The organism is Rania fehmarnensis, assembly GCF_056494185.1.
This window is the reverse complement of sequence record NZ_CM151398.1, coordinates 1,448,529-1,467,566: the sequence shown is the minus strand read 5'-3', so window position 1 is coordinate 1,467,566 and position 19,038 is coordinate 1,448,529. Positions and strand designations below refer to the sequence as shown.

The window sequence follows — 19,038 nt, the reverse complement described above, 5'->3', positions numbered from 1 at the left end:
CCACCTCAAACCAGGCGTCTGTCCCAATACCGTTCGGTACTCTTCTTGCTGAGGGGCGTCGGGGCGTAAAATGCTGACATTGTTGGGTGAGATTGGGGTTATTCTTGCTAGCATTTGACGGAGGTGGAGGATGTCTGCGTCAGATTCTGAGGGTAATGGCAAGCATATTAGGTCTAAAGACATCAAAGGATTGAGGTACTTAAAGGCGCTTCGTCCATTTCTAGAACGCTTGCATAAGGTGGGAACGAAGCGTGATCAGGGCCGCCAGCGCAAATTGTTCATGGACCAGTACTGCATGCTGATCCTGCTGTGGCTCTTCTCCCCTACGGTCGACTCTCTGCGGGGCCTTCAGCAAGTGACCGAACTCAAGAAGATCCAAAAGAAGTTCGGCATCTCTCGAGCCTCTATGGGCTCGCTGTCGGAGTCGGTCAGGGTGTTTGACCCCGAGGCGGTCAAGGAGATCATGTATGAGCTAGCGAAGCTCCTGCCCGAGCCCAAAGTGCCTGAGAGGCTTTCTCAGTTAAGCAAGACGCTAATGGCCGTCGATGGCACTGTCGTCAAGATCTTAATGCAAGTGGCCGAACTGGCTTGGATCAATGAGTCTTGCTGTGGTTACAGGTTGCATACCCACTTCGAAGTTCTGCGGGGTCTGCCCAAGCGTATAGATGTAACCGGGGCAAATCCCAAGGGCCGAGACTCAGAAACAGCAGTTCTCGAACGAACTATTGCGCCTGACCACTGCTATATGATGGATCGAGGGTATGCCAAGTACCAACTTTGGAACAGGATTCATGCTCAGGACAGTAACTATGTTTGTCGCGTTAGCGACAAGATCCAGTTTGAAGTGCTTGAGGATCGCCCGCTAACGGAACAGGACCGGCAAGCCGGCGTGTTGAGTGATCAACTCGTTCAAGTGGGGGCCAGTGAGAACAATCGTCCCGACCATCCGGTTCGCATGATTTGCGTGCGATGTTCGCCTCACACCAGTCGCGGTCGAACTCGGGGGAGAAACTTCTCCAGCACTGGTCCCAGCAGCGATGGCGTCCTACGAATCGTCACCGACATGCTTGATCTGCCGGCTGAGTTGATCGCTTATTTATATATGCTCAGGTGGAGTATTGAGCTATTTTTTAGAATGCTCAAGCAGTTGTTGGGCTGTCGTCACTTGCTGAGCCACAAGCAAGAGGGCGTTGAGATCCAGGTCTACTGTGCGTTGATAGCCTGCATGTTGATCCTGATTTACACCGGACGCACTCCGACCAAACGCACTTTCGAGATGCTTTGCCACTACATCAATGGCTGGGCCAGTCTGGAGGAAGTGGAGCGGCATCTCGAACGCCTGAAGGAGCGACCTCCCTAAGTCCCAAGCCCAAGCCAACTAGTCTCTAATGCTAGCACTCAACTGGGCTACCGGTGCGCGCCGATCCAGAAAACGCAACAACTGCACACTCTATCTGTGAACGCTAGCAATTCGATTCACCCTGAAAAAACGCTAGCATTTCCACACTCGACAGCAAGGCAATTCGAGGGCCGAACGGTATTGCGTCTGTCCCCGTGCATAACCGGGCGCGCGACCGGGGACAGACCAAGTGCGCTGGCCCAGAGTCCAATGCCAGCAAATCCGCCCGGGGGTCTGTCCCCAAGCGTAGAGCGGCTGTCCTCAGCCGCTCAGAACCCGCAAACCCAAGCCACCTCAAACCGGACGTCTGTCCCCCGGCCCGACCGGGGGCCCGAAGGGGGACAGACCACGTGGGGGCCGCCAAAGTCTAATGCCAGCAAAGTAGGCCGCGGGTGGTATTGGGTTGGCCAGAGGTGACGCCAGGCACCACTTTTTCTAGGCACACTTTCTCCAAGGACTGCATCAATTGGGCGCCTCCCAAATTGACTATACTTAGCCTCACCGAAATTCGGTTTGTCCCTCTCATCAAAGCTCGCCCGAATGAAACGCCCATCTCGCCGTCGTCGTCGTCCGTTATTTGAACTTTTCGAAGCTCGTCAGCCCTTGGCTGCGGGCAATGACTTTTACGAACTCAAAAGCGACGGCGATCTATACGCTGACGACTACTTTCTCTCGACAGCCGATCCCGTCCTCCCGATTATTGATTCGGCTGGTCGGCACGTCTTTGACTTCAGCCTTAATCGCATCGGCGACCAAACTGCGGACATAACCTTCCCAGAAGATTACCAGCCGGCAACACGCATCAAGATCGATCCGAGCCAGTCGTATCAGTTCGCCTTCATTGGTGAAGATGGCGAAGGGGCGTTTGTGATCGAAGCATTCGACAGCAGCGGACAATCGCTTGGCCAAACCCAAGTCCCTTATGTATTGCCGGCACTAGAAGGTCTAAACTTTTTTGACTACGCCAATCTTCATGCCATGATCGGTCCAGCGGGCACGCCGCTCCCCGCCCAGACCGCTTGGATTGACCTGGTCAGTCCTCCTCAGTCGCCCTACACACGCTTCGGCTTCGTTGAGGACTATGCATTTTCATTTCAGACCAATCGCTCCGTCGATCACCTCACCGCCCCAGTGACTTTAGGAGTCGATCCAGCCCAAAGCTATGCACTCAGCGCAAAAGCTATCGACCACTCCACGAATCTGACGACTGTCCAGCAGCATTCGCTGGGTTACATCGGGTTGGATGCAGATCGCTTTATCATTGAACCAGTCCATACACAGAAGTACGGCTCGTCGGCCGATGCCAGGCTGGCCAGTCCGCTCAATCCCGGTGACACGTTTATCACGCTGACTACGACCGAAGGCTGGAGCAACACCTCGTTTGATCCCGCAACTCGAGCGCTCGCCTGGTATGGTTATCGCGATACTTTCGGCACGCAGTATCCAGAATTTACGTACACGCGCAACGTGGCGCGCGATGCCAGTGAAGGTCTATGGAGCCGCGGTGGGATTCAAGGCAATCGCATCACGCTGAACAAACCTTGGACCGGTCCCGCCTTGCCCGCGGGCGCAGCTGTGCGCAACGCAGTCGACGGCGCCCCGCTGGTCCCAGCTCTGCTCAATCACGCGCCGCTCCAGAGCACCATGACAGCTACGCTGCAAGGTCAGTGGACTGAGGGCATTCCAGTCTCAGGTCAATTCGCGCCAGGCACTAAGTACATCCAACTTGCAGCCACGATCAACCAAACGTCGGTAACCGAAGATGCACGCGTTTCAGTGCGCATGCAGTTTGATCGAAATGAGTCTGTCGTTATTGCGTCGCCCGAAAACCATCGCCGCGTCGTCACGCTAGATGTACTGGCCAATGATGGGAGTGGTGCAACTGAAATCGTTAGCGTAACCCATGGCAAGCGAGGTAGCGTGGAAATCAGTGCTGATGGGCGGCAACTGGTCTATCGATCTCAACAGCATTTTATCGGTACAGATGCCTTCACCTACGATGCCGTGGACAGCTCGGGCAATCGCACAACCAATCAAGTGCTGATCAAGTCGCTAGGCGGCAATCTGGATGGTGACCCGACGTTGCAGATCGCGGTCGAAACAGCCGCGTTGACACCCACGCAATATCATCCGAATGTACAAATGTGGCATAGCTTTGCCGGCGTCAAAGACCAAACACTTACCTCATCACTGTTTGGTAATTGGGTCATTCAGACGCACACTCATCGTCTGGATGAAATCGGTTTTCAAGCCGGTTCACTTTCGCTACGGGCCAATGGTGACTTTGAGTATGAACCGATCTCGGGTGAAGCCTATCGATTTCCCTTTTTGAATACAGCCAGCAACGGCAGTGACAGCCAACCAGCGATCAATGTTATTACCATTGCCGAAAGCGAATTTCGACGCGACCAGGCTCGCCTGGCTGATATAGGTTTGTCGGTTGCTAACCTTGAAAGTGCTCACAAACGACTCTTTTATCCCAGTGCTTTGCCGTTGGACGCCAATGGCCGACCGTTTCTGAGTTGGCGAGTACATCTGTTACCGTATATGGGTTACCGAGAGCTGTACGAACGTTTCAAGCAAGATGAGCCCTGGAACAGCGCTAACAATTTGCCGCTCTTGGCCCAAATGCCCGAAGTGTTCCGCAGCGGTAGTGATGCACCAGGCGCGACCTCCACTCGATATCAAGCGATTGCCAGCTCGACTTACCCTAGTCCGTTGCAGTTCCCGCTGAACAATGTTGATGGCCGGGGCGATCTCTTGCAATTACGGAAAATCACCGATGATCTCGCGAATACGCTGTTGATTGTCCAAGCCGGTGCTGACAAGGCGGTACCGTGGACCCAAAATGTGGATCTGGCGTTTGACCAAAACGACCCAATAGCCTCGCTGGGAAATGTTGACGCGTACTTCAATGCTTACCTATGGGGCTATGGTGCTCGTGCGCTGCCCACAGACATGGGTAATACAACTTTCCAAGGTCTAGCCACCGCTGCCCAAGGTGACTTCGCCGATGCAGCGACCATCTTTCGACAGTCGCGATCGCGGTCCGACTTCCCTGGCGATGGCAAATATCTGAACACGCAATTTCAAACCAATCAGATGAAGACGTTGTTGCTGGGGATGCACAACCATGAAAGCGCGTTCAGGAAGTTCGCGCCTTCGACTGCAACATCCCAAAGCACCTTTAGCTGGCGAGTTTGGCTGCTGCCCTACATTGGTCAGCGAACACTGTTCAACGAGTTCCGTCTCGAAGAAGCGTGGGACAGTTCGCATAACCTGTCGGTCGCCTCCCGGATGCCTGACCTCTACCGCTCGTTGGGCGATGATGCCTCTACGACTACCACGCGATTCCGTGTACTCGGTGGAACCAACATGGCTTATGGGCATGCCGATGCACTCAGACAAGGACCAAGAATAAGCAATTTTACCGACGGCTCCAGCAACTCTATCTTGATTGTTGAAGCTGGAACGGACAAAGCGGTTCCGTGGACCATGCCCGAAGTACTGCCAGTAGACCTGGCCGACTTCTGGGCCAGTATGGGCAGCTTGCCCGATGATGAAATGCTAATGGGTATGGCGGATGGTTCCACCGCTCGCGCCGCGCGTTCCACGGCTAACCAATTGATGCTTGGGCTGGCCACGATCAACCGCGGCGATTCGAACCGTGCTGCCTTTCAAGCGGCGCAAAGTACTCTAGTGCCTTCATTACCGATGCAAACTATCAATGATCTAAAGCATATCGGTTTGGCTTTTCACAACTTCGAGTCAACCTACAGATTCTTGCCCATGAACTTTGCTGGCGGAGTGAACACGCTGCCCACAGCCAGCAATGCGGGACTAAGTTGGCGCGTGGCTATCTTGCCTTTCATCGAAGAAAGTGCCCTTTACAATCAATTCCACTTGGATGAACCGTGGGACAGCCCACACAACCTATCTTTGCTGCCGTTGATGCCAGCCATCTTCAGAACAGACTCTGAAAAATTCGGCGACTACACGACGCGTGTTCAGAGGTTCAGCGGCCCCGACACGATCGATCCTAATCAAAAACTGGGCTTCCGTCACATAACCGATGGAACTTCCAACACCATTCTCGCAGGCTTGGTGGCTCCTGAAAAAGCGGTTCCCTGGACCAAGCCCGACGATATTGAATTCTCCAGAGGCGATGGCTGGGAGGTTATCGGAAACACGCACTTCATGCCAGTCCTTGTAGCGGATGCATCCGTAGTCAAACTCCATTATGACGAGCAGCTTGGCATGACCCCGCTGTGGGACAATGGTCCTCAGAATCTCGAGATGCTGCTAACGCGCAATGGCGGCGAGGTTTCAGTTGGGACGTCGCGTACGTTCGTCATTGCCGAAGACGAACCATTTGCCATTAGGGTCAATAGCCCTCGGCCGCTGTTGCTTGAACTTGATGACCCAGCCGTAGCCGCGGTGGCTAGCCAGCCAGATGGTTACCTGACCGGCTACGGAGCACTTCAACGGATCACAGTCGAAGGCATCAACGATCGCAACGGTCAACGCCGTACAAAGTTGCATGTCCGAGCGGTCTTGGGTAACCCGGGCTCGCCGCCAACCTTAATAGAGACGATCGATCTGATTGTTGTGGATCGCGAGCTACCACCCACCATCGATCCAATTCTGGATGTGACCATTGACGAAGACGCGACAATTGTCACCATTCCGCTCGCAGGTATCTCAGCCGGCGGAGACCAACAGTCAGCGCTGGCGGTATCGGCTCGCAGTTTGACTCCCGAGCTGATTGAACACGTAACGATCGATTATCAACCTGGAGGCACGACCGGCAGTCTTACGCTAACACCCCGGGCAAATGAATCCGGCACTGCCATGATAGAAGTCGCCGTTACCAACGCAGGAGCCGACGGTAACCTGCAAACCACCAGTGACAATGGTGTGATCCGGCGCACGGTGACTGTCAATGTTCAAGCGGTCAATGATCCACCCCTCGTCAGTCAACTCAGCGCAATTGAACTGGCGGAAGACAGCCCAACTCAAGTAACCACGATTACGGGTATTAACGCTGGTCCAGGGGAGCTGCCACAACCTTTGCGAGTCACTGCCAGTACCAACAGCTTGCTGTTGTCCTTGGCCAGTACCAACCTGGTTCTGACCGGCTCGTCAGCCAACCTGCGCTGGACACCAATAGCAGATCGCTTTGGCGAGGCAATTGTACTTATACAAGTCGAAGATGGTGGCCTCGATAACGATCTAGCAACTGCAGCCGATAACGCCATAACCACCAGCTCGCTGACGATTACGCTCACGCCTCAAAATGATGCGCCCTTCATCGCGCGACCCGCCAATCAAACCAGCTTGGAAGACACCAACCAGCTACAGGTCTCGCTGGAAAACTTTGGTGCTGGGGCGTATGAATTCGATGAAGTCAGGATCACAGCCAGCGCCGGTAACCCGCTGCTGGTACCAGAGTTATCGATACTGCGATCACCAGGTACCGATACTGCCGTCCTGCGAATTTCGCCGCAGCCCAATCAAGCTGGTTCGACGATGATCACGCTAAGTATCGAAGACGGTGGCGCCGACAATGACCTAGCAACCGCAGCCGACAACCTGGTGACGCAGACCGCCTTTGAGCTGACGATACAGCCGGTCAATGATTCACCTGAGCTGTCCAGTCTCGAAGACTTACTGATCGACAGTGGCACGCAGGATATCACCGTCACGCTCACGGGCATCAGCGCTGGTGCCAACGAATCGCAGCCGATACAAATCACGGCCTCGACCAACAATTCCCCGATCCTTTCGACCCCGCAAATCGAGTATGTTGCGGGAGGGACAACTGCCTCACTTAAGTTCTCGACCCTGGGCACCAGCCCGGGACAAGGAACCATTCAAGTCGTTGTAGAAGACGGTGGACTTGATGGTAACTTGTTGACCAAAGCGGATAACCTGTCGATCTCGCGCCAGTTCTCCGTAGTCGTTAATGTACCGCCTGTCGCTGCAGAAGATCGCTTCCGCATCGCACCAAGTACAACCACCAGCCTGAACGTGCTGGCCAACGATGTCGATGAAGGTGATACACTCTCAGTCGTAATCGTCGACCTGCCTCCCTCCGCTCAAGGCACAGTACAAGTCAACTCGGACAATTCGATTCAGTTTACGCCTGCTGACAATTATGCAGGTGTAGCGACGTTTACTTATAAAGTCGTCGATCGACATGGCCGCAGTTCGGCACCCGCTCAGATTGCCGTGGGAGTCGCTCGATCACGCTTCCAAAATCCGTTCGATACGCTCGACGTAAACGCCGACGGATTTGTCACCGCGATGGATGCACTGCTGGTGATCAACATGCTGAACGATCCAAATCATCCCAAGCATGAATCGGAATACACGGGCGACGATGATCTGGATACCAGTGGCGACGGCAACTTCTCGGCCATCGATGCGCTGTTGGTGATTAATCGATTGAATGGCTAACCCGTCACCTCTCCAAGGCTGTGCCTTGGGTCGACGGTAGCCGAAGTCGCCAGACTTTGGACGCGTCACCGATCAATTTCCAATCTCTCGTGAGGTTGGCTACAAGCCGGGCCCCCACCCGAATCTTGCTAATGCTCGACTAAACCTCCCCCAGCTTCGCAGGGCGTCCGATTTAGAATTAGTTCACGGGGGCAAATGCTAGCCAAAAGATGAACGTGGTGAAATGGAAGGGCATCGAGCATATTGCTCTTTGCCTTGAGCTCTCTCTGCTTCACTCGCTAGTGCGGGGACAGACCCCCGGTCTTATTGCTAGCGTCACCCAGATGCATGCGGGCGACAGACCCCGAAGCGATATGCTGGCATTGCGTGCGGGCTACCTGTGTGCGTGCTCTGTCCCCAGACGCGATCGGGGATAGACGTCAGGCTTGTGATCCGGGAAGTCTGGCGACTTTGGCTAGGGTGGGAATGATAGAGCGGCCCTGGAGAGCCGCTCTACGGAGAAGCGGCTCGGAAGATTGGGGACAGCCCCTTAGTCGATATGCTGGCATTGCGTGCGGGCTACCTGTGTGCGTGCTCTGTCCCCAGACGCGATCGGGCGCGATCGGGGACAGACGTCAGGCATGTGATCCGGAAGTCTGGCGACTTCGGCAACGGTGGGAATGACAGAGCGGCCCTGGAGAGCCGCTCTACGGAGAAGCGGCTCGGAAGATTGGGGACAGACCCTTAGTCGATATGCTGGCATTGCGTGCGGGCTACCTGTGCGCGTGCTCTGTCCCCAGACGCGATTGGGGACAGACGTCAGGCTTGTGATCCGGAAGTCTGGCGACTTCGGCTACAGCGGGAATGACAGAGCGGCCCTGGAGAGCCGCTCTACGCGGGGAGGTGACGGTTAGTGGGTCATCGCATACGTCACGATATTGATGCCCATCGGATAGGAAACACGCTGCGAGTATTTTTCGAAATACTCAATCTGTTCGCCTTCTCGTTCCCAACCGTCAGCAATGTCATTGTTATGACAAAAGAGAGCCATCAAGCGATCGTTGTCATCAAAGTAGCCCCAGAAGTGCGGCGAGGTATCACCGCCAGTGAAGGGGCCATGCCAGTCTTCGTAGTCCAGGCCGCGCTCCCAAGCTCGAATGCTGGGTACTTGCGGTAAGCTCTTCAAGTCATATACCAGATGAAAGATCTCGTGATCGAGCTTCAGTTCGCGCGGTTGTCGCTCTGGAAACACTTGACGCATCACTCGTCGAATGTGCTCCCATTCAGCCGCGGCCCAGAAGTCGTCTCCCATCAAGAATCCACCACGCAACAAATACTTGCGCAAACTAAGCCGTTCGTCGTCATCCAAGACCATTGAACCCATGTTGGTCATAAACAGAAATGGATAGTCGAGCAGTTTGGGATCGCTCAGGCGTATCGTCTTGGCAATTGGTTCGACTCGGAAGGTCGTCAACTGCTGCAGACGAAATGAGAAATTCCAATCGCAGTCTGGATAATCATTGCGCCAGCCACCCCAGCCACCACGACCACCAGCTGAATCGAACTGGACGCGCACAAACGTGAAGACGTCGCGCTCGTATCCGGGCGCATTCTGCCACATCGGATAATCTGAACGCGCCGATTCAGGCTGACGCATCATGCCACGTCCGGGCGGTTGCCACGCAGAGGCTATCGCCCCTAAACAGATCAAGATGAAGACTATCGCCAGGTTACGCATGGCAGCATTATAGTCGCAGTGCATTCGAAGTTAACCCAGGTCTGCGCGAGGCTGTTGCTGGTCGGGATCTTGGGTTCTATCCGCTTTGAAACTGGGAGCCGAAACGCTTGACGCGTTCCGCTACTACTGTTATTCGGATGCGTGCTGAACGATAATGCGCGGTGATTCCTACTGGGATTCGTGCGACAAAAGCCTCTCTATTGGAACCCCCACCATGATTCGCCTGCTTGCCTTGGTCAGCCTGATCACCAGCCTGCTTGACGCCACCATCTGGGCAGATCAAAAGCTGCCTGACGCTCCGTTCTTGTTTGGATACGCCAGCCAAGTCAGCCTCGCGCAAGGCGAAGAGGTCGGTTTGCACCTTTCAAGCAGCCAACCACATGTGTCGATTGTGGTCGAACGAATTGGTCCCGACAAGCAACAACTCTGGCAGCAAGCCATGGTTCCAACTTCCCCGCAACCGATTCCTGATCGCGCGTCGTCGGATGGTTGCAAATGGCCTGAATCGGTGCGTATCAAGACCGATGACACTTGGCCCAGCGGCTACTATGTGGCTTCGTTATCCGCACAAGCTGGAGACCAAGATGTGCGTGGCAGCGTACCGTTCATCGTACGCAATCGCCAACCCGGTAGTCGCTCTAAAATCCTGCTTCAATTGTCGACCAATACCTACAACGCCTACACCAACTGGGGTGGACATAGTCTGTATGCCTATCATGACCGCGATGGTATTCAAGGTCATCGCGTCTCGTTCGACCGACCGCTGAACTCGCAATTCGAGAACTGGGAAGGACCGCTAGTCCGTTGGGCCGAAGCGGCCGGGTATGCGATCGAATACGCAGCCAATAGCGATCTCGAATTTCATCCTGAGATACTGGCCAACTACCGCTTGGTATTAAGCGTCGGCCATGATGAATACTGGTCCAGTCCGATGCGTGACAACCTCGAAAAGTTCATCCGTGATGGTGGCAACGTCGCATTCTTCAGCGGCAACACGTGCTGTTGGCAAGTCCGCAGCGAAGAGCAGGGCAGGGCTCTAACTTGCTGGAAACAGAATTACTCAGTCGATCCATTTTATCGCTCCGACAAACAACATCTGCTCTCCACCACCTGGAGTCATCACCTGGTCGGGCGCCCCGAGAATCTACTCACCGGTGTGGGCTTCTTGTGGGGCGGCTATCATCGCAGCCACGGTCAATTGATGGATGGACCAGCCAGTTATGAGATCCATCGGCCTGAGCATTGGGTACTCAACAAAACCAATCTCAAACAAGGTGAGCGATTTGGTGGCCAAGATACAATCGTCGGTTACGAATGCGATGGCTGTGAAATGCGGTGGGAAAACGGCTTGCCATTTCCCACCAGTCGCGATGGCACGCCAGCGAATTTTGAAATCATCGGTACTTGCCCAGCCGTTTGGGCACCTGGCGATTGCTACTGGTACGATCGTTTTCCCAAAGATCGCATCGGCGCTGCCGTGATGGGCACCTATACCAATGGCGGAACAGTCTTCACCTGCGGAGCCACCGACTGGTCCCATGGACTCAAAGGCAATGACCCTCACGTCGTCCAAATTACGCGCAACATTCTGGATCGATTGTCGCAGTAGTCCGAAGCCGATCTCGCCAGAGATTGGAAAACATTTTTGCCGAACGTTGCAATCTCCAAAGTCTGGCGACTTCGGCTACGACCTTCGGCCTCCCGCGCACCCCTCACACTCCATAAAGAACTGCTCGAGAAACTGCAGCATGAAATCGTGGCGCTGTTGGGCCAGCGCTCGACCGGTGGAGGTGTTCATGCGATCCTTCAGCAAGAGCAACTTTTCATAGAAGTGATTGATCGAAGGAGCAGCACTCGACTTATACTCTTCACGGGTCATGTTCAGTTTGGGTGAGATCGATGGATCGTAGATCGGCCGATGCTTAAAGCCGCCATACGCAAAGGTGCGGGCGATGCCAATCGCACCGAGGGCATCCAAGCGGTCCGCGTCTTGAACAATGGCCAGCTCTACTGAACGAAAAGCGGCCGGATCATGGTGGCCACCTTTGAACGACACGAAACGAATAATGTTTTGCACATGCTCAATGACCTCAGCCGCAACTTGATGTTGACTGAGAAAATCTCCGGCCAATCGCGGTCCGAGCTCTTCATCGCCGGCATGAAACTTGGAATCGGCGATATCGTGTAGCAGCGCGCCTAGCTCAACCACCAGCCGATCGCATGGTTCGCTATCCGCGATCACCAGCGCGTTGTTCCATACGCGCTGGGTATGAAACCAATCGTGGCCGCCTTCGGCCCCATACAAAGAATCTTGGACGAACTTCTGCGTACGTTCAACAATGGACTGCATTCTCTACCGCTTTGCTCTGCGCCACGTATCAATCAAAACTGCCACCACAATGACCGCACCGGTAATCACACGCTTGAGAGGTTCGGACACGCCGACATGCGCTAGGCCTGACTGCAACACTTGCACAATCAAAACACCAAAGAAGGCGCTGATGACCGAACCTTGGCCACCACGCAAACTTGTACCACCAATCACACAAGCCGCGATGGCCGCTAGTTCCAGTCCCACACCTGCGTTCGGATCCGCGGACTCCAAGCGCGAAGCCTGAAAGATGGCCCCCAACCCGCACAGAATGCCGGAGATCGCATAAGTCGTCAGCGCGTAAGGCATCACCGATATGCCACACATGCGAACCGTCTCTGCATTGGTGCCGATAGCGACGGTCATGCGTCCTTGAACTGTGCGTTCGAGCAAGAATTGACCACCAATGACGCACACAATTGCCGTTATCAGCGCCGGGGAAATCAACACGCCAGCCAGCGGAGCCGCGATCCATTCAAGCTTGGCACCGACATACACAGTCTGAGAATTGGTCACCAAGTAGGCAAGCCCACGGGCGATCTCTAACATGCCTAAGGTTACGATAAAAGCCGGGATGCGAAACTGAGTACTGATCCAACCGTTGCACAAACCCAAGGCACCAGAAACGCAGATGGCGACCAGACCGGCTAGCGGCAACGGTACATGGTAGCTGACCATTAGAACCGCAAAAATCGAAGACGACAAAGCCAACAGCGAACCGACCGACAGATCGATGCCACCCAGAATCAACACCAATGTCATACCGACGGTAACGACAGTCAGATCGGGAATCGCGCTAGCGATCGAGAGCAAACTCGTCGTGCTGAAGAAACCCGGCGAGAGCCACGAGAAGATACTTACCAAGAGCAGCAGGGCGACCAGCAGCCCCAGATATTGCGAAAACGCTTGACGATAAGTGGATGAGTTCATACCGGCACAACTGCTTTGCGATGGCGATATCCTGCGAACATAGCCTTTACCAGCTCAACACGATCAAACTGCGCGCGTTCAAATTCTCCAGTCCATCGCCCAGCCGACAAGATGCCGATGCGATGCGAAAGATGCATCAGTTCTTCCAAGTCGCTGCTGACCAGCACAATGGCTTTGCCTTGAGCTGAAAAGGCTCGAATCAGTTCATAGATCTGCTCTCGCGCCGCCACATCGATGCCGCGAGTTGGCTCGTCGAACAAGAATACCTGGCCTCCGCGCAGCATCCACTTGGCCAAGACTACTTTCTGCTGATTTCCGCCACTCAAGGTGCCAGCCAGTTGCTGAACACTTTGGCAATGAATCCGCAATTGTTCGCGTTGCGACTGAGCCAGCGCCACTGCCGCTGACCGATGGTAAATGCCCAACCGATTGCGCAGTCCAGCGTGTGTCGACGGTCGGTCACTTGTATGCAGAGTTGTATGCAGACTGGCAAGCACCACATTGTCGGTAATCGATTGGCTGAGCAGCAAACCATCGGCCTTACGATCTTCGCTGACCATAACCACGCCGTGACTAACCGCTTGCGCTGTGGAGCGAAAGGGACGCAGCGTTTCACCAGCCAACTCCAAGGTGCCTGTATTGGCTTGATCAGCTCCAAAGATCAATCGCAAAAGTTCGGTTCGACCGGCGCCGACTAGTCCGCCGATCCCTAGGACCTCGCCTGCGCATACGCTAAATGACACATCTGTTACTGCCGGATGACGACTGAGGTTGGATACCTTTAGTACGCTGCGCGTTCGGTCCAGCGATGTTGGCTCGGACGTCGCAGGATCAACCACATCCGATTGTCGATGAATATCACCAGTGGTCATGCCTTGAACCATGGCAGCCTGGTTAAGCTCGCTGGTGCGATAGCTGCCGACCAATCGACCATCGCGCAGAATCGTGACGCGATCAGTCCACGCTTGGATCTCGTCGAGACGATGGCTGATGACCAGAATACCTATCCCGCGCGACTTGGCTTGACGCAAGCGTTCAATCAACAGTTGTGTTTCGCCAGGACTGAGAGCGGCCGTGGGCTCGTCGAGAATCAACAAGCGGCATTCACGACTGAGCGTGCCCGCAATTTCCAACATCTGTTGCTGGCCCACACCGAGTGAGCCCACCAACTTGTCTGCGGCTACGTCCTCCAAACCGAATTCTGCCAACAGCGACCGGGCGCGAGCGTACAACGTGGCTCGCGAAATAATTCCCAAGCGATTAGGCAGTCGCGAGAAGAACAAGTTGTGAGCCACGTCGAGCGTGGGAATGAGATTCAATTCTTGCTGAACGATTTGCACGCCCAGGGCTTCAGCGTGTTGTTTGGAGCGAGGGGTAAACGGTTGACCACCCAGTGACATTGAACCGGCTGTGGGAGCGACCAGACCAGCCACAATCTTGCACAGAGTACTCTTGCCCGCACCGTTAGCGCCTAGCAATCCGTGGATCTCGCCGGCTCGTACTTCCAAGTCGACCTCGTGCAGCACGCGCGCGACGTAATCCTTCGTCAGGCTCTTGGCAGCGAGCATGAGCTGATCTGCAATCGGTGGATTCCTGGTGGAAGAGTGCGGTGGTTGAGTGGGTCCGGGCACGTCGATACGTCTACTTCAATTGTTCGATTGTTATCAGGTCGACGGGCGTTTCCTTGTCTTCCATTTTTTCGTTGCGATTGGCCAGCAAGCTGAGCGCGAATTCGATACCGAAGACAGCCAGTTGATCGCCATGTTGATCAGCGGTGGCCAACATTCTGCCTTCCTTAATCGCTTGCTGAGCAGCCGAGATATTATCAAAGCCCACAACTAGCACCTGGTCCGCTTTACTGGCTGCTTTAACTGCAGCCATTGCGCCCAAAGCCATCGAGTCATTGGCAGCTAGAATTGCTTTCAGATCCTGATGAGCATTCAACATGGACGCTGCGGTCGTATTAGCCTGGTTCATCTCCCAGTTCGCCGATTGGCTGTCGACAATCTTCATGCCGGCCTGGGTCATCGATTCTTCGAAGCCTTGTTTGCGCTGCTGGCCATTGAAGCTCGTGCGAATGCCTTCAAGGATTGCAACCTGATCGCCCGCTTGCAGTTTGCTGGCCAGGTACTGGCCCACCTTGGCTGCACCGGTTTGATTGTTCGGTCCGACAAAGGGAATGGCTAGCTGTTCTTGTTGCAGTACTTCGCTATCCAGTTTGTTATCGATGTTCACTACGACCACGTTGGCTTTTTGAGCGCGGCGTAGAGCCGGGATGAGTGCCTTGGAATCGGCCGGAGCGATCACGATAGCAGCTGCACCCGCCGCGACCATTTCTTCGATCAACTCTGCCTGACGCTTCAGATCGCGTTCGTCCTTGATGCCGTTGACGATCAATTCGTACTGATCAGCATGTTGACTTTGATGAGCCTTGGCACCTTCGGCCATGGTCGAAAAAAATTCATTGGCCAGCGACTTCATCACCAGCGCAATCTTCGGCTTGCCCGTAGCAGTCGATGATGACTGGGCTGATGGCTGGGCTACTGACTGGGCCGGCACCGAGTCGGGCGAAGACTTTGGTGCACACGCGGTAAGACACACGACGAATGGGAGTAGCCAGCGGAGGTGGGACATTTGTGATTTACGATTTGTGATTTGTGATTTGTGATTTGTGATTTGTGATTTGTGATTTGTGATTTGTGATTTACGATTTGAGACTGAGTGCTTGATCCATGGTGGGCAAGCTCGGTTGGGCGCCGTGTTGGGTGGCGGCCCAGGCACCGGCGGCGCAGGCGAACTGGGCTGCTTCTTTTAGTGGTGCGCCCTGGCCCATTCTAAACGCCAGGGCTCCCATAAAGGCATCTCCGGCAGCAGTAGTATCGACCGGTTGGACCTGGATGGCTGGCAAGTGCAGATTCTCGGAGCCCGAGCACACCACGGCGCCATCACTACCGAGAGTAATGATCACTGCCGCAGGCCCGCGGGAACGGAGTTGTTGGGCAGCAGCTTGAGCATCGTCGATCGTCTCGATCGTCTGACCGAGCAACAGTTCCGTTTCCGTTTGGTTGGGACAAAACAGATCGACATTCAACAAACGTTCATCCATGCTACTGGGCGCCGGAGCAGGATTGAGCAAGACCAACTTGTTGTGTCGCTTGCCCAACTCCATCGCTCGCAGGACGGTATCTAGCGGCGTTTCGAGTTGCAGCAAAACGCAATCGCATTGCTCGATGGTTGCCTCGGCTGCATCGATATCGGCAGGTGTCAGGTGTCCGTTAGCCCCCGAGATCACCATGATCGCATTCTCGCCATGATCATCCACAGTCACAATCGCCACACCACTAGGGCCCGGCGAAGTTAGAACCGAACTGACATCGATACCTTCGTGTTGAAGTTGACTTCGGAGGAACATCCCAAAGCCATCGCTACCGACTCGACCGACCATCGCGACATTGGCTCCTAAACGCGCAGCGGCAACAGCCTGGTTCGCTCCCTTGCCGCCCGAAACTTCCTTGAGCGAATGTGCCAGCAGGGTTTCGCCGGGCGCTGGAATGCGCGGAGTGGATACCACCAGGTCCATGTTGATTGAACCACATACACAAATGCGTGGTTTGCTGCTATGTGGCGTGTGTCTTCCGAACTGTTCGAATCCACTGACCATGTGCATTACCTCTCTGCCTGGTGTCGACCCCGGTGCTTACTGCGGTAGCTTTTGCGGAGGTTGGCTGGACAGCTGCACCAGGGCTTCGAGCGTCTTGGCGCGTAGCTCCGGAGTTAACTTCAGATAGCGATGTTGGCCATCGCCCGATTCGGTGAAGGTCGTAACGGCTTGATCGTCAACCTGTACAGTTCCACTAGCCGAGAGATTGAAGTATCCGCGCTCGGGTCGCACGGCATACAGTACGCTCGTCAAATCCCAAGTCGGTCGATCGTGAGGCGGCGGAATGTATGCGTAGTAGGCTTCAGCAATCGGATGATGAGCGACATAACGATAGTCTTGTTCGATGCTCTGATGCGGATAAGGCAGTGAAAGGCCAATCTCAAAGCCGCTCCACACGATGGGCACTTCGCAACGACTGGCCAGCTTCTGGCACGAGGGAATATCTTGCTGGACGTTGTATTCGCGATGAATGCCCAGTTGCCCTTTGTCGTTAGGAATCGGCTCGAAGGCGCCGGCCATGATCGAAACCAGCTTGACTTTCTGCTTCATTAACTCTGCACCGGTAAGTGGACTGACCGCATCGGCCGGTGAGTCGAGCAGATCAGCCAGGTTGGTCGAAAAACCAACTTGTGCAATAGCGACGCTCTTGTCTTCAGCTTTAGCTAACACCTGGCGCAGCAGCGAAACGGCGCTGGGTGCATCTTTGCCGCTGAGCAGATCATGCGGGAAACGAAGTTGATTGCCGTCCTTGATTTGAGCGACTTTATTGAAGCTGCCGTCGTCGGTCGTCACACCCGACTTGCGACAGACTCCGACCGGAATGTCACCGCGCCCGTAGAACGTGTTGACCGCATCGACATACGCCGCCGCCAGCGGATTGTCTTTGGTGATGGTGACTGCCAGCAATTTGCACTCAGCCCGCGTCTGAAGCGAGTGGATCATCGCCAAGGCCAAAGCATCATCGACATCGTTGCCGATATCAGTATCAAAGATTAGCGGAACTGGAGCAGGTGGAGCAATTTGTGCTTGCAAGCTTGCCAAGTTCGTAAGACAGGTTGCCACACCTAAGGCAACGCGGAGATACCAAGTATTCATCGGTCAGTTCATCCAGGGAGGGGTTTCGGCGGGATTGACGAAAGACCGCCAGTTTAACCGATCCAGCCCTGGATGTGGAACTTAGCCTCGGTTACTGAACTAAGCCGTAGGCGTTAGCCTCGGTTACTGAACGTGCACGACGTTTGAGCAGGAACCGCTGCGGTACGGTTTGGTTATTACATCAAAGCTACGGCTACGCCGCAGCACTCCAAAAAACCGGGGCTAACTCCCTCGGCGTAGGTGTATTAGTCGAGCGAACAGACGATGGAGTAGTTGGTCGTTACGGACTGACCGGTGGTGAAGAACACGTGTTTGCCAGCGCTTTTGTTGGTCTTCTGGCCGTTACCGAGGGCCACTTGTGTATTCAAGTCGACCGCATTAAATACCGAGGTGTCAGCGGACCAAGAAACATCCATAGTCCATTCACCATTGGCTTTGGTCAAAGCTGCGTCCATGAAACGAAAGCGAGTTGCCGTAGAAAAATCGTCGGTGATGGTTTGCCCGTCAGACAGAGTAAACTCTTTCTCATAGGTTGTAGTGCTCACCCCACCGGCTGAGCTACGAGTTTCGACAATCATGCTAATGACACAGGTCACCTGTTTGCTGCTGGCACCCGTGGCCGGGGTAGCCCAATACAGGCAGGACGTGACCAGCACTGCCATCAATACGAAAGTGAGCAATTTCTTCGAGCGTAACATTTCGGGCGTCTCCAGGTAGCAAGGGAAGTACGAGCGCCGTTTCGATAAACGACTTGCGCAACCTAGAGGGAAATGGCTGCCTGCAGTCCGCCAACTATTTTTCCGAAATTCGCCCAACTAAGCCGTAGGCGTTAGCCTCGGTTACTGATCCTAGCCGTAGGCGTTTAGCCTCGGTTTTTTTGGCGTTTGAGTGGGAACCAGGGCTAACGCCCTCGGTTTAGGTGTTCTTGATAGGCGGCCCACATGCGTTCGCGGTCGGTGGCTTGTAACTCGACCAGCCCGCATCCACAACAAATTTTGGCTAAGAGTGACGCGGTCTCAGTCCCCTTGAACAGCCATGCATTGGGCGCGCGATCAAAACGGATCTTCAGATCTTCAGTAATGAACTGCGTTACGTGATCCATCAGCCGCACGCCGGGAATGACTTTATGCGAGCCGCACCGCGCGCAAGTCTGGACCTCTGGCTGGCCAGATGCTGTCTGCGTTTCAAAGTTAAGATCTTCGATGCCATTGCTGGTCGTGCCACAATTCCAGCACGCATCCAATCTATCTTCGACCATCTCATCGCACTGGGTGCACTTCCACATGACTTTCGACCTCGGGGCGTTCAAAAGCACAACTTACCCCACCGATTATACGCCGTAGTGGAAGCCTTCCGTAGCCACCGTCACCAGACGGTGGATGCATTACGCTTGATCTTCCACCGCT

At 54.7% G+C, this 19,038-nt stretch carries 12 protein-coding genes; 3 read left to right on the top strand and 9 right to left on the bottom strand.

The features are described from left to right. Positions 1–130: 130 nt before the first annotated feature. Together SH573x_RS04560 and SH573x_RS04555 are read left to right on the top strand one after the other, a co-directional pair. A complete protein-coding gene (locus tag SH573x_RS04560; protein WP_479351024.1) occupies positions 131–1,360 on the top strand; it encodes an IS4 family transposase in 1,230 nt (409 codons plus the stop codon). A 579-nt stretch (positions 1,361–1,939) separates the two neighbouring features. Then, a complete protein-coding gene (locus SH573x_RS04555; RefSeq protein WP_479353148.1) occupies positions 1,940–7,858 on the top strand; it encodes a DUF1559 family PulG-like putative transporter in 5,919 nt (1,972 codons plus the stop codon). A gap of 889 nt (positions 7,859–8,747) precedes the next feature. Here the strand turns inward: SH573x_RS04555 and SH573x_RS04550 are convergent. Beyond that, the gene (locus tag SH573x_RS04550) at positions 8,748–9,599 is read right to left on the bottom strand and encodes a DUF4159 domain-containing protein (RefSeq protein WP_479353147.1); all 852 of its coding nucleotides are present in this window, start codon (positions 9,597–9,599) and stop codon (positions 8,748–8,750) included. Between the two features lie 190 nt (positions 9,600–9,789). Between SH573x_RS04550 and SH573x_RS04545 the strand changes: the two genes are divergently transcribed. Beyond that, the gene (locus SH573x_RS04545; protein WP_479353146.1) at positions 9,790–11,184 is read left to right on the top strand and encodes a N,N-dimethylformamidase beta subunit family domain-containing protein; all 1,395 of its coding nucleotides are present in this window, start codon (positions 9,790–9,792) and stop codon (positions 11,182–11,184) included. Positions 11,185–11,259: 75 nt separating this feature from the next. On the opposite strand, the gene SH573x_RS04540 is transcribed toward SH573x_RS04545, so the two are convergent. The 8 genes from SH573x_RS04540 to SH573x_RS04505 all read right to left on the bottom strand — a co-directional run bounded on the left by SH573x_RS04540 (position 11,260) and on the right by SH573x_RS04505 (position 18,917). Next, positions 11,260–11,925, bottom strand: a complete 666-nt coding sequence (locus SH573x_RS04540) for an HD domain-containing protein (protein WP_479353145.1) — start codon at positions 11,923–11,925, stop codon at positions 11,260–11,262. Positions 11,926–11,928: 3 nt separating this feature from the next. Next, positions 11,929–12,876, bottom strand: a complete 948-nt coding sequence (locus tag SH573x_RS04535) for an ABC transporter permease (protein WP_479353144.1) — start codon at positions 12,874–12,876, stop codon at positions 11,929–11,931. Continuing rightward, positions 12,873–14,444, bottom strand: a complete 1,572-nt coding sequence (locus SH573x_RS04530; protein WP_479353143.1) for a sugar ABC transporter ATP-binding protein — start codon at positions 14,442–14,444, stop codon at positions 12,873–12,875. Before SH573x_RS04530 ends, SH573x_RS04535 begins: the two co-directional genes overlap by 4 nt. A 73-nt stretch (positions 14,445–14,517) precedes the next feature. Then, positions 14,518–15,510 carry a sugar ABC transporter substrate-binding protein gene (locus SH573x_RS04525; RefSeq protein ID WP_479353142.1) on the bottom strand — a complete coding sequence of 331 codons (993 nt, stop codon included), beginning with the start codon at positions 15,508–15,510 and terminating at the stop codon, positions 14,518–14,520. Between the two features lie 70 nt (positions 15,511–15,580). Next, positions 15,581–16,543 (bottom strand): ribokinase, encoded by a 963-nt coding sequence (rbsK, locus tag SH573x_RS04520; RefSeq protein WP_479353141.1) that lies wholly within the window; start codon positions 16,541–16,543, stop codon positions 15,581–15,583. A 30-nt stretch (positions 16,544–16,573) separates the two neighbouring features. After that, entirely contained in the window at positions 16,574–17,632 is a 1,059-nt protein-coding gene (locus SH573x_RS04515; protein WP_479353140.1) for a nucleoside hydrolase, read from the bottom strand. 245 nt (positions 17,633–17,877) lie between these two features. Further along, positions 17,878–18,330: a hypothetical protein gene (locus SH573x_RS04510; RefSeq protein WP_479353139.1), complete on the bottom strand. Its 453-nt coding sequence runs from the start codon at positions 18,328–18,330 to the stop codon at positions 17,878–17,880. A 203-nt stretch (positions 18,331–18,533) separates the two neighbouring features. Further along, positions 18,534–18,917, bottom strand: coding sequence for a hypothetical protein (locus SH573x_RS04505; protein WP_479353138.1), 384 nt, complete (start codon positions 18,915–18,917; stop codon positions 18,534–18,536). Positions 18,918–19,038: the final 121 nt, after the last annotated feature.

What these genes read in the sequence shown, in the direction of transcription:
- SH573x_RS04560 (WP_479351024.1), top strand. Translation starts at nt 131, where the DNA reads ATGTCTGCGTCAGATTCTGAGGGTAATGGCAAGCATATTAGGTCTAAA.
- SH573x_RS04555 (WP_479353148.1), top strand. Translation starts at nt 1,940, where the DNA reads ATGAAACGCCCATCTCGCCGTCGTCGTCGTCCGTTATTTGAACTTTTC.
- SH573x_RS04550 (WP_479353147.1), bottom strand. Translation starts at nt 9,599, where the DNA reads ATGCACTGCGACTATAATGCTGCCATGCGTAACCTGGCGATAGTCTTC.
- SH573x_RS04545 (WP_479353146.1), top strand. Translation starts at nt 9,790, where the DNA reads ATGATTCGCCTGCTTGCCTTGGTCAGCCTGATCACCAGCCTGCTTGAC.
- SH573x_RS04540 (WP_479353145.1), bottom strand. Translation starts at nt 11,925, where the DNA reads ATGCAGTCCATTGTTGAACGTACGCAGAAGTTCGTCCAAGATTCTTTG.
- SH573x_RS04535 (WP_479353144.1), bottom strand. Translation starts at nt 12,876, where the DNA reads ATGAACTCATCCACTTATCGTCAAGCGTTTTCGCAATATCTGGGGCTG.
- SH573x_RS04530 (WP_479353143.1), bottom strand. Translation starts at nt 14,444, where the DNA reads ATGCTCGCTGCCAAGAGCCTGACGAAGGATTACGTCGCGCGCGTGCTG.
- SH573x_RS04525 (WP_479353142.1), bottom strand. Translation starts at nt 15,510, where the DNA reads ATGTCCCACCTCCGCTGGCTACTCCCATTCGTCGTGTGTCTTACCGCG.
- rbsK (WP_479353141.1), bottom strand. Translation starts at nt 16,543, where the DNA reads ATGCACATGGTCAGTGGATTCGAACAGTTCGGAAGACACACGCCACAT.
- SH573x_RS04515 (WP_479353140.1), bottom strand. Translation starts at nt 17,632, where the DNA reads ATGAATACTTGGTATCTCCGCGTTGCCTTAGGTGTGGCAACCTGTCTT.
- SH573x_RS04510 (WP_479353139.1), bottom strand. Translation starts at nt 18,330, where the DNA reads ATGTTACGCTCGAAGAAATTGCTCACTTTCGTATTGATGGCAGTGCTG.
- SH573x_RS04505 (WP_479353138.1), bottom strand. Translation starts at nt 18,917, where the DNA reads ATGTGGAAGTGCACCCAGTGCGATGAGATGGTCGAAGATAGATTGGAT.